General features: G+C 51.8%; 15 protein-coding genes. 10 read left to right on the top strand and 5 right to left on the bottom strand.

All coding sequences use genetic code 11. The features are described 5' to 3' along the window. Positions 1-263: 263 nt before the first annotated feature. Positions 264-557, bottom strand: coding sequence for a hypothetical protein (locus CFLAV_RS36660; protein WP_007417440.1), 294 nt, complete (start codon positions 555-557; stop codon positions 264-266). Between the two features lie 132 nt (positions 558-689). Next, complete coding sequence (locus CFLAV_RS36655) at positions 690-1403, bottom strand: hypothetical protein (RefSeq protein WP_237712447.1); 714 nt, start codon at positions 1401-1403, stop codon at positions 690-692. Between the two features lie 168 nt (positions 1404-1571). On the opposite strand from CFLAV_RS36655, the gene cysS reads away from it, so the two are divergent. The 5 genes from cysS to CFLAV_RS23895 all read left to right on the top strand — a co-directional run bounded on the left by cysS (position 1572) and on the right by CFLAV_RS23895 (position 6364). Further along, positions 1572-2987, top strand: a complete 1416-nt coding sequence (gene cysS / locus CFLAV_RS23915) for a cysteine--tRNA ligase (protein ID WP_007417438.1) — start codon at positions 1572-1574, stop codon at positions 2985-2987. A gap of 15 nt (positions 2988-3002) precedes the next feature. Continuing rightward, the gene (locus tag CFLAV_RS23910) at positions 3003-3824 is read left to right on the top strand and encodes a DUF1573 domain-containing protein (protein ID WP_007417437.1); all 822 of its coding nucleotides are present in this window, start codon (positions 3003-3005) and stop codon (positions 3822-3824) included. Between the two features lie 36 nt (positions 3825-3860). After that, on the top strand, positions 3861-4502 hold the full coding sequence (tmk, locus tag CFLAV_RS23905) for a dTMP kinase (RefSeq protein ID WP_007417436.1): 642 nt from the start codon (positions 3861-3863) through the stop codon (positions 4500-4502). A 124-nt stretch (positions 4503-4626) separates the two neighbouring features. After that, entirely contained in the window at positions 4627-4962 is a 336-nt protein-coding gene (locus CFLAV_RS35730) for a DUF4404 family protein (RefSeq protein WP_007417435.1), read from the top strand. 112 nt (positions 4963-5074) lie between these two features. Beyond that, entirely contained in the window at positions 5075-6364 is a 1290-nt protein-coding gene (locus CFLAV_RS23895) for a Gfo/Idh/MocA family oxidoreductase (RefSeq protein ID WP_007417434.1), read from the top strand. Positions 6365-6715: 351 nt separating this feature from the next. Here CFLAV_RS23895 and CFLAV_RS23890 read toward each other — a convergent pair whose 3' ends face one another. Beyond that, positions 6716-7168: a response regulator gene (locus tag CFLAV_RS23890; protein WP_040549924.1), complete on the bottom strand. Its 453-nt coding sequence runs from the start codon at positions 7166-7168 to the stop codon at positions 6716-6718. Between the two features lie 561 nt (positions 7169-7729). On the opposite strand from CFLAV_RS23890, the gene CFLAV_RS23885 reads away from it, so the two are divergent. After that, positions 7730-8167, top strand: a complete 438-nt coding sequence (locus tag CFLAV_RS23885; RefSeq protein ID WP_007417432.1) for a hypothetical protein — start codon at positions 7730-7732, stop codon at positions 8165-8167. 213 nt (positions 8168-8380) lie between these two features. Here the strand turns inward: CFLAV_RS23885 and CFLAV_RS35165 are convergent, their stop codons facing one another. Continuing rightward, positions 8381-8617, bottom strand: a complete 237-nt coding sequence (locus CFLAV_RS35165) for a hypothetical protein (protein WP_040549945.1) — start codon at positions 8615-8617, stop codon at positions 8381-8383. 313 nt (positions 8618-8930) lie between these two features. Between CFLAV_RS35165 and CFLAV_RS23875 the strand changes: the two genes are divergently transcribed. Continuing rightward, positions 8931-9326: an SPW repeat domain-containing protein gene (locus CFLAV_RS23875; protein ID WP_040549944.1), complete on the top strand. Its 396-nt coding sequence runs from the start codon at positions 8931-8933 to the stop codon at positions 9324-9326. 111 nt (positions 9327-9437) lie between these two features. On the opposite strand, the gene CFLAV_RS23870 is transcribed toward CFLAV_RS23875, so the two are convergent. Further along, positions 9438-10799, bottom strand: a complete 1362-nt coding sequence (locus CFLAV_RS23870; RefSeq protein ID WP_007417429.1) for a POT family MFS transporter — start codon at positions 10797-10799, stop codon at positions 9438-9440. A 152-nt stretch (positions 10800-10951) separates the two neighbouring features. Between CFLAV_RS23870 and CFLAV_RS23865 the strand changes: the two genes are divergently transcribed. The 3 genes from CFLAV_RS23865 (at position 10952) to CFLAV_RS23855 (ending at position 16280) form a co-directional block, all read left to right on the top strand. Continuing rightward, a complete protein-coding gene (locus CFLAV_RS23865) occupies positions 10952-12025 on the top strand; it encodes a class I fructose-bisphosphate aldolase (RefSeq protein WP_007417428.1) in 1074 nt (357 codons plus the stop codon). Positions 12026-12173: 148 nt separating this feature from the next. After that, the gene (locus CFLAV_RS23860; RefSeq protein WP_007417427.1) at positions 12174-15458 is read left to right on the top strand and encodes a malectin domain-containing carbohydrate-binding protein; all 3285 of its coding nucleotides are present in this window, start codon (positions 12174-12176) and stop codon (positions 15456-15458) included. Between the two features lie 66 nt (positions 15459-15524). Beyond that, positions 15525-16280 (top strand): DUF72 domain-containing protein, encoded by a 756-nt coding sequence (locus tag CFLAV_RS23855; RefSeq protein WP_007417426.1) that lies wholly within the window; start codon positions 15525-15527, stop codon positions 16278-16280. Positions 16281-16314 lie beyond the last annotated feature (34 nt).

Raw genomic sequence — 16314 nt, 5'->3', positions numbered from 1 at the left:
GAAATCGGAGGCATGGGACACATACCCTCATCCCCTCTCAGATCATCGAGTGGAGAGAGCTAAGGGTTAACCCCGCCCGCAGCAGCCCAGCCTGTTGCCTCAAGGATAAATGACACCGGGGATTGGACCGGATTTGGGTATTTGTTGCCTCACATTAAATGACACCGACGTGTTTATTGTTTTTCCCTCCGTCAGGAGGGTCCTTTTGCCCCTGCTGCTGCAGCAGCAGGGGCAAAAAAATTTCTCATTCTTCCATCCCGTCCTCATTTTAAGATCGGTCTGAGTTGTTTATCCGTTTGCCTGGCCAGTTCAAAGGGATCGACGGCGTAATACCAGTCGCGCAACCGTTGCGCCTGTTTCCTACCCAGTTGTCCGCTGCTCACCAGCCACTGGTAGGCCGTCTGCGGACGGTCGTGACGGCGAACCCAGCGGCTGCCTTCCCGATGCTTGGCCACCAGCTTGGCTGAGGGCAGAAAAAAGTTCTGCAATGGCCCCCAGGTTTCCTTGTAAAGCTGGTTGATCAAAGGGCACCGCTGCCGGAGATTCCAACCGGGCATAGCCCAGAACCTGCCGCGGCCACATCCAGTTCTTCTGCTCCACATGCGCATTGTCATCTTTATGATAAGGGCGTGAGCGGGTGAGTTTTACGGGCACCACGCGCTCCTGCAGGTAACGCACCAGATGCCAGTTCAGCCATTCGCTCCCATTGTCAAATCCATCCCCAGCAAAGGAAATGGCAGGTTTTTTTCCACGTCCCGGGTTTGCTCCAACACCCCTTGGGCACCCTTGTTCCACACGGCCCGACCTTCCGTCCACCCACTCCCCAAACACGTGTAGGTCAGGCTCCAAATGAAATCACCCGCCAGGCTGGAACCGCAATGCGCCACGCTGTCCGCCTCCAAAAATCCCGGACGTTGCTCATCCCACACTTCCCCCTGAATGGGAATCTGGGTCCGCAACAGCGTGCCGGGCCGGGTGCCACATAACCGGCGAGGGACTTCCGCTTTGAGCGGCGCCAGCAGCCGGTCCAGGGTCGCGGCACTGACCTTTCCCAAGAGCTTCTTCTGTGCTGGCAAAAGACTGCCGTAGTGCTTGCCATAATGCGGCAACCACAGGGCCAGCGCCGGTTCCAGCCGCTTGCCACAAAGCTGTTCACTGGCTTTCCAGATCCGCTCGACCACCTCACGCACCGGCTCATAGACCGGTTCGGCCCCGGGGCGCACTCCGCCCTTGGGCTTGGGCAATTGATCCCCCAACAACTTGATCGCATGCTTGCGATCATAGCCATGATGTTCACAAAACTCATCGAGCATCCGCGTTTTTCCTTCCCGCCCTCGACCGGCATACCGCCTCCGCAAACGTTCCAACTCTTCCGTCCGACAACTGCTCTTTGGCATCTTCATTCTCCAAGTTTGTCGGTGTCATTTTCCCGTGAGGCAACGTATTCCTTCAGTCCGGCTTCCCAACCTCTCTCCGGTGTCATTAATTATGAGTCAACTCGAGCCCCTGAGTAATAAGATTTTCCCCTTTTGCTTTGGACCATCCGCCATTACTCTACCGCACGTCAAAACATGGCTTTAAAACTGTTCAATACGTTGTCGCGCTCCGTTGAGGAGTTTGTACCGTTGGATCCGGCTGGGAAACGCGTCGGCCTTTACTGCTGTGGTCCCACGGTCCATGACTCCGCGCATATCGGCAACTTTCGCACGTTCGTGTTCGCGGACTTGCTGCGCCGTTATCTTGAATTCCGGGGTTACGCCGTACAACACGTGATGAACATCACCGATGTTGAGGACAAAATCATTGCGCGTGTGCGTACTGCCAACACGACCTTGAAGGAGTATACGTCCAAGTACGAAGCGGCCTTCTTCGCGGACCTCAAGAGCCTGGGTTGCCTGCCCCCATCCAATACTCCTCGCGCGACGGAGTTCATTGGCGAAATCATTTCTCTGATTGAAAAACTCATAGAACGGGGCATTGCTTACAAGGCCCCGGACGGCTCGGTTTATTTCAGCATCGATAAATATCGCGGATGTGGTTGCACCTACGGACAATTGCTCAAATTAAATTTTGAAGAAATGCGCGTCGGTGAGCGCGTGAAGAGCGATGAGTATGCGAAGGAATCCGTGGCCGACTTTGCCTTGTGGAAAGCGCGCGTGCCTGAAGACGGCACAGTGTTTTGGCCGAGCCCATGGGGAGAGGGCCGACCTGGTTGGCACATTGAGTGCAGTGCCATGAGCATGAAACTTCTCGGACCAAGCTTCGATCTGCATCTGGGTGGAGAAGACCTCATTTTCCCGCATCATGAAGACGAAATAGCCCAAAGTGAAGGCGCCGGATTGCAACCTTCAGGCCAGCGTTTTGTGAAACATTGGATGCATGGAGCGCACCTGCTGGTCGAGGGCAAGAAGATGAGCAAACGGCTCGGGAACTTTTTTGTGCTGGGCGATTTGACGGCCAAGGGTTTCACGGGTCGGGAAATACGCTATCTCCTCCTGACGTCTCACTATCGCGAAACTTTCAATTTTACCCTGGACGGTTTGCAAGGTGCCCGCACAGCCTTGGCTCGCATTGATGAATGCCTGATTAAACTCAAGGAAACAGCTGGTTCAACCCAGGCGTCCGCGGATGAAAAGATGGTGAATGCCTTCACCCAGGCCCTGGATAAAGATCTCAACATCGCTGGAGCCTGGGGTGCGATTTTTGAGTGGGTGAGTGACACCAATCGCCATCTCGCCGAGAATTCATTAACACCACAGCAAGCAGCGGCGGCTTTGGCAGCCTGGCAAAAGATTGATGCCGTCCTTGGTGTCGGGGCCAATGTCGAAGCAGAAGTGCCGGCCGAAATTGCTGCCTTACTCGAAGCGCGTCAGGCCGCTCGCAAGGCGAAGGACTTCAAACGCTCCGATGCAATTCGCGACGAGTTGAAAGCCAAGGGCTGGGTCATTGAAGATACTCCCAAGGGGCCACGCTTAAAGAGGCTCTAAATAATTGCTGTTGTCATGAAGAAGCGCAGACTTTCTTTTTTGCTTTCGATCTTCGGCATTCTTCTTATCACGCTTTGCGTAACAAGAACATGTTCGAGCCAGCCCCATGATCCGTTGGCCTGGGATGCAGAATCAAAGGAGTATGTTGCGGGCACGAACGAAACTCATGCTCGCCTCTTCTTTTGCCTGACTAATGTTTCTTCGAAAGAGGTCGTCATTACGGATGTTGCCACCTCTTGTGGGTGCACCGTGGCGACCATTCCGAGCAAGCCATGGAAGATTCCGCCCAAGGAAATCGGAAGGATCGACGTCGCGATCGATTTACGCGGAAAAACTGGAACCATCACAAAAGAGGTCAGTGTCGCTTCTCCGACAGCCGCCAAGCTGCTTACAGTGAGCGCCACCATTCCCAGCGGATATGGTGGAGGCATGACACCCGCGATGGGGGATCGACTGCGCAACCAGGAATCAGCCGCCGCGAACCGGCAATCAATTTTCAGAAATAACTGTGCCAGTTGCCATCTTGTCCCTGCGTTTGGCAAATCCGGCGCGAAGCTTTACACCGCTGCCTGCGCGATTTGCCATGACTCCCCACATCGCGCCACCATGGTTCCGGACTTGCATCATCTTAACAAGGACACCAACGCCGATTACTGGCGGCAATGGATCACCCATGGTAAAGACGGGACTTTAATGCCGGGATTCGCTGCCACCGATGGCGGTCCATTGGATGACGAGCAAATCAATTCGCTCGTCGATTACATGGGAACCTTTTCCAAACCCGCCAGTACCAACACGCCGCCCAGTGCAGTCAGAAAGAACCAATCACGTAATTAATCCACCTTAAGCTTATACACTCTCTCGCCAACATTAATGAAAAAGGGACTGCTAATATCCTTCGAAGGAACCGAAGGTTGCGGTAAATCAACGCAAATCAGCCTGCTCACCGAACGCCTGCGCGCTCTCGGTCACGTCATCCGAATGGTGCGGGAACCTGGCGGCACACCCATTGGCGAAGAGATTCGTTACACGCTTAAACATAGCGTGAAAAATCACGCCATGACCTCAGAAGCAGAACTTCTGCTCATGAACGCCAGCCGTGCCCAACTGGTTCGTGAAGTTCTCCGCCCCGCCTTGGAAGCCGGTGAAATCATTGTCTGCGATAGATACTACGATTCCACCACCGCCTATCAGGGCTACGGCAGGGGCCTTGATTTGAAACTGGTGCAGGCCGTCATTGACTTTGCAGTGGGAGATACCCGTCCCGACCTTACCCTGCTGTTGCGCGTTCCACCCGAAGTCAGCGCCGCCCGTCTTGCCTCACGTCAGGCCACCCTGCCCTTCATTCGTGACCGCATCGAAGAGGCTGACCAGTCATTCTTCAACCGAGTCAGCCAGGGCTACGAAGCACTTGCCACGGCCCATCCCGAACGCATCCAAACCATCGATGCCTCTTCAAGTGTCCAGAACGTCAGCGATTCCATTTGGAGCCGGGTCAAGCCACTTTTGGGATAGAACTCGCCAACCTACTCCCGCAGGCGAGAAACATGACCGCTCCAGTTCGCAACAAAACACTCCTTTCATTTTTTCCAAAAACCGCTATCCTGTTGGTAGTGAAACAAGCACGTTGGGAGACTCTATGACTGATGATACGCTTGCAAAAATTGAAGCCCGGATAAAAGGCTCCGACGCCATCAACGAGGATAAGCGTCGCGAGTTGCAGGACCTTCTTGCCAAACTCCGGGCAGAAGTCTCCAACCTTGCCGAAACCCGCCCGGAGCAGGCCCAGAGCATCACTCAGCTTACCGACATTTCCACCAAGGAAGCCACCCGCCGCGAAGAAAAAAATCCTGCGGTTTTGGAAGAGAGCCTCGGCACCCTGGAACGGTCGGTGGAAGAATTTGAGGTCACCCATCCGCGACTCGTCCAAATCGTCAATGCTATCAGCAGCACTCTCGCCAATTTGGGCATTTGATTCTTGATTGTGAGGACTCGAAATCCCTTTCGAGGGTACACGGTTCTTGTTTCTTTCTGAAACCTTGGCTTGCTTTCTCGCGTCCAGTCTTCTATTCGATTCTTATCCAATTATGAAAGATTCTTTTACTCGTCGCGATTTTCTCAAGACCACTTCTGTGGCTGGTGCCGGTCTCCTTGCCATGGGAACTGTTCGCCCCACACGCGCCGCAGAGAGTCCAAACAACAGGATTCGTGCTGCCGTCATGGGAGTGAATGGTCGCGGCATGAATCACGTCTCCTCCCTTCTCGCGCTTCCCAATTGCGAGATCGCCTATATTTGCGATGTTGATAGTCGTGCCATCGATAAAGCCATCAATGCCGTCGCCAAAAAGCAGGACCGAAAACCCAAAGGCGTAACAGATTTCCGCCAGATACTCGATGACAAGGAAATCGACGTCCTCACGATTGCAACCCCCAATCATTGGCACGCTCCTGCCAGCATCCTCGCCTGCAAAGCTGGCAAACACGTCTATGTTGAAAAGCCATGCTGCCACAATCCTCACGAGGGCGAACTGATGGTGCAAGCCGCGCGCAAATACAATCGCAAAGTGCAAATGGGCAACCAACGTCGCAGTTGGCCCTGGATTATCGAAGCCATGCAACGCCTGCATTCGGGAGAATTTGGCCAGGTGTTTTTCGCCAGAGCCTGGTATAACAACCGGCGCGGCCCCATTGGACACGGCAAACCAGCGCCGGTTCCGGAATGGCTCGACTATTCCCTCTGGCAAGGCCCGGCGCCCGAACGTCCTTTTGTCGACAATCTGATTCATTATAACTGGCACTGGCGCTGGCATTGGGGCAATGGCGAAATCGGCAACAATGGCATTCATGTCCTCGACCTTGCCCGCTGGGGTTTAAAGGTGGAATACCCCAAACGTGTGACCTGCGGCGGTGGACGCTACCATTTCCAGGATGATCAGGAAACGCCTGATACCTACGTCACCTCCTTTGATTTTGGCGACAAAGGGGCCACCTTCACCGGGCATAGCTGCGATAAGCACTCACCTGAAGGGGGCATGTTCGGCTGCACTTTCTACTGTGAAAAAGGGGCTCTCGTCATTTCGGATACGACCTATCGCATCCTTGATTCCAATGACAAAGTCGTTTCTGAGGAGAAGGGCCAGAGCGGTGACCATGATCATTTTGGTAATTTCCTCGATGCCATCCGGGACGGCAAACCCCTCAACTCCGAAATTGAAGAAGGCTATAAAAGCACCCTGCTTTGTCATTTGGGGAACATCGCTTATCGGACGGGTAGTACCGTTGACCTTGATCCCGCGAGTCACAAAATTGCACACAACAAGGACGCCATGAAGCTTTGGTCCAACGAATATCGGAAAGGTTGGGAACCGAAAGTTTAACACGCAAGGCCTTTGCCATTAATTCGCTGATTTGACAGATCAACCGAAAGGGTTGACGCATGTTTTATTTTGGACCCATGCTTGGTGTTCAATCGCTTGCAAAATGCAACTGCGAGCTCATCAGCGGACAATCACATTGCACCCGCCAGCCCGCTGTACTCCAGCGAAGCAATAGCCTCGGCCTGATTCTAGACAGATTTGCAGGAGAATGTTTCGGTAAGATCCGTGGTGTGGGTGATGATTAAGGAATCGGGGCAACGGATGAAGGGGTTTCCGGAAGGTTGTGCCAACTAAGTGCTCAGTGATGGAACTGCGGTGGAGGTACTTCGTGCTGCCTACTGAAGCTGGCGGTCAAAGGGCACACGTTCGATTATGCTTGAGCCAGTAGGTATCCATACACTTGATGAGGTCAGTGAATTCAGGATAGAGCGGGGACTTCACCAGGTACGAATTCGCTCCCAACTCATACGCCCGCTTTATATCCATTGGCTCATCCGAACTCGTTAACATCACTACGATCAGTTTCTTCATCTGGGGATGCTGTTTTATCCATTGGAGCACTTCAAAGCCGTCCCGCTTCGGCATGTTCACATCCAGCAACACCAGATTAGGCAGAGGCCAGGTCGTCCTGTCTTCATAAGCAGCATTACCTTCGAGATAGTCAATCGCCTCCTGACCATTTTGTACAAACTGAAGATTGGATTTTGCTTCTGCCTTGCGAAACGATCTTTCCATCAAAATCCTGGCTACACGATCATCTTCTGCGACCAAAACAGTCCATCCCGAATCGGTTGATTTCGTCATATCTGTACGGAAAGCACATCATACGTCGTTTGAGAAAAACTCCGCGTCGATTAACTTATTTTGCACTCCTTACTCCACGCGGCCAACAGAAAACCTTATAACCCAATCATTCATAACCACCTTTGTGAATTCAAGCTTAATCATTCTCTTTCTTCATTTTCTCAATCACGAATCCTGCTCCGATGAGGCGACACCTTTCACCACACTTTCACGCTTGCGGATTAATCTGGAATGGCGAGAAGACTGCTTTGTTAGATAACAGCCCTAAGAATTAGAGTCGCGAACACGCCAAATGTTCCCGACGGTGGATACCCCACATGGACGTAACCACATTTGCGTGGTAATGAGAAATGAGAGGATAAGTATGAAAATATTTTTAGTTATCTTCCATGGTTGGACTCTCCCTGGATTTGCCCCTCAAGCTCTTTGCGTGGATTCCCACAATTGCACCGCCACGGGTAAATCCGGTAAAACGAAAGTCCAACAACTCAGGGGTGCCGCACTGCAAGGATACATTTAATGACGCAGGCATTTTAACAGAAATCGATAAAAAATGTTGCCATGATTACCAAATACAAACAGCAGGCAAATCAATCGTTCGTCTACATGACCGTATGTTTTGTTATCGGTCTGGTTTGCGTAGCAACAGCCTGCCTCAGCAATCCCCCCATCTTTTTGAGCGTTACCCTGGCGATCGTTACTGTTCTGGCGTTTAGCTTCGCGGTAGTTTTCTATTTTCGCGGATGTAGCTTTTGGGCAGAGGCCAAGGGATACACCTCGGTGGTTTTCCTCGCTGCAATTTTCGGGTTGGTAGGGGTGGCAATCCTCCTGGCCCTCCTCCCGGATGAAAGCAATCCTGCCAGACTGGCGGAAGAGGAAAGCTACACTGGCCCTCGTTGTGTGGACTGCAACTCGCGCATCGCGCCCGGGATGCGCATCTGCCCCAAATGTGGCTGGACCCAACCCGCTCAAGATTTAGGCAAGCCGATCACAGCTTGACTCATGAGATGATTGAACAATCCAGTCCCACTCTTACTGGCTGGGAGTTTCCCTCGGCACCATCCGCTTTTGCCTCAATCCAAAATTTCTCCTGCCATTCGGAAATTCCTTTCGGCATTGGCATCATCACAACGCCCCGCTGGGCAACTCAGAAACATTTGAGTAGAGCTGCTGGCAGTCCAGCTGAGTTTTCGATTAATAGTGATTGTTGATTCACGCCCTCGCCCGGACGAGTCGTTCATTTTTGATAAGTCGAGCTCCATTGGTTTGAAGATATTCCTGCACAACCTGTATTGGCCCAAGATTCGTCGGGGTTCTTTTTTGGTTATTAATCATTCGATAATGGGCCAGCGTCTTGCCAACATCCATTATTTCCACTTGCCCCTTATCTGTAACCCAGAGTTGTCCTTTTTCCAAAGCTGGCGGTGTTTCATTTTTTTTGAGCTTCATAGATACAAGAATGCACGACCAATTCGCTAGAATTACAGCGAAGGCCATGCGGTTTTGAAACGACGTTTCCATCACTCCTGCCATGCGATAGACCGGTGTGCGGACATTCCACACCTTCACTTGCCTCGGCATTGTTATGCACGGCACCGCTCGTCAGGAGTTCCCTGAATGGGGGCTTTAGGGTTCCGCGGCGGGTCTGGCATCCAACCATGCTACCCACAGCAGGTTTATTAGCATGACATCATTCCGGCCGTCTGATGAGGTGGGTTTACTCCCTATTTGTATAGGGGTAAAACCCGCAGAAATGTACTGTATGAAAACCATACCAACATACGTGCACGGCATACTTGACTACCTTGTCGGTTTTATTCTACTTATCGCCCCGAACCTATTCGGCTTCGCTCACTTGGGTGGAGCAGCAGTGGATGTCCCGAGAACCATCGGGCTATTGATCCTCATTCAAGCCTTGTTCACAAATTATGAGTTGGGGTTGTTTAAAATAATCCCGATGCGAATGCATCTGGGGGTGGACTATGTACTTACCATATTTTTGGCCATCTCACCATGGCTGTTTAACTTTCACAACCAACCCCGCAACGTCTGGATGCCCCATGTGGTGGTCGGAGTTCTTGCTTTCTTGCTCACCTTGATGACTCAAACGGTTCCCCGTCGCATGCCTACCGTACGGGAACACAGGACGGTGATCTAAAAACCCAAGTCGTTGCAGTTGAGGGGAGAACCTTTTTGTTCGAAGAACACACAGTCAAGCCAGAGTTAATATCCCGACCGCGTTTCAGGCATAACGCCTGTTTTTAATTTGCTATAGCTGACTGGCGGATTCTTCTGTTCCCTGGATAAAAGTTTGCTCTTTGTAATTGATGGCAACGAAAATAAACAATATTGCCGCAATGAACATCAAAGCTGCGAAAAACAGATAATAATTCGGACCGGCCAGTTTGCCAGCCACGTCAGGATGACTCTTCATAAACCCATTTACCTGCGACGTAAAAACGTTTCCCAAAGTCACCGAAGCTAGGAAAGTGGCCATAATAAAGGATTTCATCCGTTTGGGTGCCTGCGTATAGGAAAACTCCAAGGCGGTGATCGAGACGAAAATTTCTCCGGCGATCAACAGCGTGTAGGCATAAAACTGCCAAATGATATGCGGCGTTTCACCTGCCACGATCCGCGACTCCACATAGGCGGGCACGAGAAACGACGCAGCCGTGACAAAAAACCCAATGGAAATCTTCCGCAAAGCCGTCAGCGGAAACACTTTATTGATGGCGGGATATATCCCATAGGTAAACAGCGGGATATAAATAAGAATCAGCAACGGATTAATGGCCTGCAATTGTGCTGGCAGCCATTCATGCCCAAACGCATGTCGATCCATCTTCTCCGCCTGCAGCACCCAGGCTGAACTTGACTGGTCGTAAAGCGACCAAAATACCGCCACAAAGACATAGATCACAGCCAGTTTGCCCAGCGTCTTCAACCCCAATGGACTGAATGTCTCTTCAAAAAACTTATTTCTGGCAGGTTGAATGTGCGCGAATTTATAACGCCCCATCCAAAAGAAGATCGTGGCCAGAAACATGAGAATTCCCGGAATTCCGAATGCAATATGCGGTCCGTACCTTTCCAGGAGAATCGGTATCAGCAGGGTGGAGATCGCTGAACCGAAGTTGATGGAAAAGTAAAACCAGCTAAAAACCTTCGGTAGAAGGTGTTGATTTCCAGCGCTGAACTGGTCTCCCACGTGCGCCGAAACACACGGTTTAATGCCTCCTGAGCCCAAAGCGATCAATCCCAACCCGATTGCCAATCCTGTCTTAGTCGCGTCAAGAGCCAAGGCCAGATGTCCCAGGCAATAGACGATGGAAAGACTGATGATGGTCATGTACTTGCCTAGGAACGCGTCGGCGATAATTGAGCCAATAATTGGACAAATGTAAACCGAAGCCAGGAAAAGGTGATACCAATACTTGGCGTCGGTGTCGCTCAAGACATCCAATTGCCCATGTCTGTTCAGCAGGTACTTGGTCATGAACACCACGAGAATGGACCGCATGCCATAGTAACTGAACCGTTCGGCCGCCTCATTGGCCACAATATAGGGCACTCCCGGTGGCATCTGGTTTGTCTTGATCGGCTCGGTTAAATATTTTGTCCTGGCCATGTAATCAATAACTTATCTGCCTAAAGCCATGCAGATTTCAACCATTCTTCTCTGAAACCCGCAATGGAAAGCAAGTGTATTACAAAATTTGCATAACATCCTGGTTTGCATCCAGCTCAAGGTGGAATAGAATGCACACAGAAAGGACACCTATGGCCGCACAGGAAATGGAAATGATTGCCCGGGCTCTCGTGGCCCCAAACAAGGGAATTCTTGCTGCTGACGAAAGCACCGGCACCATCGAGAAGCGATTCAAAAACATCAATGTGCCGAACACGGAGGAAAATCGCCGGGACTACCGCGAATTGCTCTTCACCACTCCGGACATCTCGAAATTCATCAGCGGTGTCATTCTTTATGATGAAACCATCCGTCAAAAAAATAAGGAAGGCACCCCGTTGGTTGAAATCTTAAAGCAGCAGGGCCTGATCCCCGGCATCAAGGTTGATAAGGGCGCCAAGCCTTTGGCTGGTTTTCCAGGCGAAAAGATCACCGAGGGCTTGGACGGCCTCCGCGCCCGCTTCGAGGAATACTACAAACTCGGCGCCCGTTTCAGCAAATGGCGTGCGGTGATCACCATTGGAAACGGCATCCCCACTCTCGCTTGCATCAAGGCCAACGCTCATGCTCTTGCCTGCTATGCGGCCCTGAGCCAGGAAGCAGGGATTGTCCCCATCGTGGAACCGGAAGTATTGATGGACGGCAGTCATACCTTACAACGTTGCGCCGAAGTCACTGAGCTGACTATTAGAATAGTTTTTGAAGAATTGTTTATGCAACGGGTCGTCTTCGAACAAATGCTCTTAAAGCCCAACATGGTCACGGCCGGCAAGGACTCTCCTGAACAGGCCAGCGTCAGTGACGTCGCCAAAGCCACCATCCGCGTCCTGCGTCATTCTGTTCCTGCCGCCGTTCCCGGCATTGTCTTTCTCTCGGGAGGCCAGAACGATATCCTGGCAACCGAACATTTGAATGCCATGAATCAACTCGGTCCGCATCCTTGGCAACTAAGTTTCTCGTATGGCCGCGCCTTGCAAGACGCTCCCTTGCATGCATGGCTGGGCAATCCTTCCAACCGCGCAACCGCTCAACAGGCATTCCTTCACCGCGCCGAATGCAACGGCATGGCTCGCAGTGGAAAATACAGTGAGCAACTCGAAGCAGGTTCCGGCAATGGTCAAGCAACTGCTCGCAAACCAATTGTCGCCTCTGCCAGTCAGGATTAAAGAAGAACTGCCAAGCCGCGTTCTCAAACCAATTGTCAGCGGAATTGACATCATCATGCACTGGACATTTCTTCAATAATTGGAGAAATTTCGGGTTCACATGAACAGAGCCGCGTTATTCCGCTGTAGTTTGGCATTTGCATTTTTTATGGCGGCCCTGGTTAACCTCGTGGCTCAGGGAATCAGCAGCAGCAAGCTCAGCGCTCACCTCATCAACGCCTACACTGCCGGCTCATCCAACATCATTGCCGGTCATCCCAGGGTCTTGAAAATTCTCGACGTCGGCTCCGGTATGGTTAACGCCATGCGGGCTTACAAATCGGGAACACCCGGCGGCAAAGTTGTCCTGCGCGTTTACAGTCCGCGTATGTATACGCTCGATTCCGACCCGGATGCCTCGGCTGCCGCCACCAATTTTTGGACCACCATATTGCAACCCTCAATAAACTCGCTCTCCAGTTCGGATCGTGCCCTGCTCGATTATATCGAAGGACCCAACGAGGGCCAAACACCCACGCTTGGTTATCCACCGGACCGCCCCGTGCAAGCTTCTCAATGGTTTAATCAGTTTTGGACCAATCTCACGCCAATGATTGTGGCCGCAGGCTTCAAACCTTGCATTGGAAGCATTGGCGTGGGAAATCCGGGAGGTAGCCCGGCAGAAATGCAATCCTATCTGGCAGCGTTCGTGCCTGCGTTGCGACAAGCCAAGGCCGCAGGCGGAGCGTGGAGTTATCATGCCTATACGATTCAATACACCACCGATCCAAACGCAGAAATTTATTATTCACTACGCTACCGGCAATTTTACAATTACTTCGCCTCGACATTTCCGGATCTGAACAACATGCCATTGATTCTGACAGAAGGCGGCGTAGATCTGAGCGGTGACCCCAACACTTCAGGCTGGCAGGCGCGCGGACCCGCAGATTGGTACCAAAGATGGTTGAATTGGTTCGACAGCCAAATGAACCAGGATTCGTATGTGATGGGCTGCACCTTGTTCCAAAACGGCAACCCAAGTGGGTGGTCTTCCTTCGACCTGGAACCGATAGCCAGTTGGATGCGAACTTATCTTACCGGTCCATCAACTCTTCCACCAGCGCCCACCGGAGTTTCAGCCGCATGGGGTCTGAACACCATCACACTTACATGGCCCACTATTCCGTCCACGCCGACGAGCTTCTATGTGAAACGCGCCACCGTCAGTGGCGGCCCTTATTCTGTCATCGCGAGCAATATCACCACCGGTGTAACGAACTTCTATTATCTCGATACGACGGCCACCAATGGAGGTTCTTATTTTTATGTGATCTCGGCTCTGAATTCTGTTGGCGAAGGTCCCAACTCCCCGGAAATTACCCCGCAGATATTCGTCCCGAACGCAATCAATTGCGGCGGATCTGCAGTTGGCTCGTACCAAGCAGATGCCTATTTCAGTGGCGGTCTCACTTACGCGGTAGGGAACACGATCGACACAAATGGACTCAGCAATCCCGCGCCGATGTCGGTGTATCAATCCCAGCGCTATCAAAACCTCACCTATACCCTGCCCTTTTTCACGCCGAATGCTCCGTATAAACTTCGTTTGCATTTTGCCGAAATCTACTGGACCGCAACCGGTCAACGGGTCTTTAACGTGCTCGTCAATGGTGCACAGGTATTGTCCAGCTTCGACATCATCGCAGCTGCTGGAGCGCCAATGAAAGGTAATATCCAGGAAATCAATGCCATTTCCGACTCCTCGGGAAATATCAATTTGCAATTGGTCACTATCACCGATCAGGCCAGTATCAATGGTATCGAAGTGGTTGCGAATCCGACCAATTTCATTCCTATTGCGCCCGCCGGGTTAACCACCTCCGTCAGCACAGGCCAGGTTTCTCTTTCATGGTCGGCTCCCGCCAGCGCCACCCGTTTCAACATAAAGCGCTCCACTACCAGTGGCGGACCATACACGACCATTGCCAGCAATGTCGTCGTCTCAGCCTTCACTGATTACTCCTTTACTCCGAATACCACCTACTACTACGTCGTCAGCGGACAGAATACTTTAGGCGAAGGACCGAATTCAGCCCAGGCTTCTGCCACACCAACCGCCGGATTGCCCGATGTGGTCATCACGGCTCTGAGTTGGACGCCGAATCCTGCCCTCGGTGGCAACAATGTCACTTTCAAAGCCACAGTGAAAAATCAGGGTTCTGCCGCCACTCCTGCCGGAGTTGTTCTTGGAGTTGGATTCAATGTCGATGATGCCGGGGCGACTTTCTCCGGCAGCTTTAGCAGTGCCTTGGCTCCGGGCTCATCTGTAGTCCTGACGGCAAATGGTGGTGGTTCTCCCAGCGGAACCTGGCCGGCCACACCCGGTATCCACACACTGACGGGAAACGTGGACGACATTAACCGGTTTCCAGAAAGCAATGAGAACAACAATATTTTTAGCACGAATATGGCCGTCTTCGTGAGCGGTTACTCCATTAACTCTGGAGGCACAACCACTGGCTCCTTTGCAACTGATCAAAACTCCACTGGTGGCACGACATCTACTTCCACCAATACCATCGATCTCAGTCTGGCGAGCAACGTGGCTGGCCCGCAGTCGCTATATCAATCGCAACGTCTTGGAGATTTTACTTATTCATTCAACAATCTCATTCCCAATCAGACCTACGCTGTGCGACTGCATTTTGCTGAACTGGTTTATACCAACATCGGCCAGCGGGCGTTTAATGTCTCCATCAACGGCATTCAGAAACTGACGAATTTTGATATTGTCGCCCAGTCTGGAGGAATTAACCGTGCACTAATTGAACGATTCAACGCGCCTGCCGACACGAATGGTCAAATCATCGTTCAATTCACGTCTGTGGTGGATCAGGCATTGGTCAACGGCATACAAATCCTGGCCACCAATGGCCTGGTGAATGCCACCCCCACTTTGATTGCCATCTCGAATTACACGATCAATGCCAATCAATTGTTAAGCTTTACCACCAAGGCCATCGACCCTGACCAGCCCACTCAAAATCTCACTTACAGCATCGTAACAGGTGCGCCGGGCGGTGCCACCATCGGCCCAATCAGCGGATTGTTCACCTGGACACCGACACTGCTTCAAGCGCCAGGCACCAACACCATTCAAGTGCGCGCGACAGACAATGCTTCGCCTGCCGCCAGCGCCTTGAAAAGCTTTACTGTTATCGTTGTTGCCCCACCACATATTTCACAGTTGCTGAACCTCGGCACCAACCTTTCGCTCTCGTTCGATTCCTATCCAGGCAAAACCTACCGTCTCCAATACAAAGACGATTTGAGCGACACCAACTGGGTTACTCTTGGGGCTGATACAATGGCCAGTACATCAGGCAGTTCGTTCTCCAGTCTTGCCAATACAAACTCGCAACGGTTTTATCGCGTCCTGCAACTAAACTAAAATATTGTCCCCAGCTTAATCCGTGCGCCCACATTGCATTGCATCAAAACTGGGTGATATTTTCGCATGGAAGCAATCTATCCGAAGGTGGGATGCTGCGGATTTCCTCTGAACAAACCGGAATTCGCCCGGCGCTTTCCAGTCGCTGAAGTGCAGCAAACATTTTATCAGCCACCAAAAAAGCAGGAGACGCTCAAGCGTTGGCGGGCGGAAGTGCGACCTGAGTTCGAGTATACCCTGAAGGCCTGGCAGCTCATCACCCACCCTGCGACCAGTCCGACTTACCGACGGGTAACCAGCAAACTGGCAAAGGATGAACTTGAATGCTGCGGCTCATTCCAGGATTCCCTGATTGTGCATGAAGCCTGGCTGAATACGAAAGCTTGCGCGCAGGCTCTGGGAGCAAAGCTCGTCCTGTTTCAATGTCCACCAAGTTTTGCTCCAACACTACAAAACATCAGTCAGATGAAGAAGTTTTTCGCGAAGGTGAAACGTGACGACTTGACATTCCTTTGGGAACCCCGGGGCTATTGGACTGAAGAAGTAATTGAGAGGCTGTGCCGGGAGTTGAATTTAATCCATGCGGTTGATCCCTTCCTGAATCATACCGTCACACCGGAGTTCGTTTATTATCGCCTCCACGGTGGGAAGGATTTTCGACATGTATACTCAGAGAAACAGATGCGGAACCTCTTGAATATCATTCCGGCTGGCAAACCCTCCTATATTATGTTCAATAACATTGCCATGCTGGAAAACGCGACCCGGTTTCAGGATATGGCGGAGACTCTGAAGCATACTCAGGAACTGGAGCTTCATTAGGCATGGCACGAATCAGGCGTGCAGCAGCGAGCAG

It is taken from the genome of Pedosphaera parvula Ellin514 (assembly GCF_000172555.1).
Taxonomy (GTDB): domain Bacteria; phylum Verrucomicrobiota; class Verrucomicrobiia; order Limisphaerales; family Pedosphaeraceae; genus Pedosphaera.
Note: the sequence above shows the minus strand (reverse complement) of the source record. Positions and strands in the feature narration are given on the sequence as shown.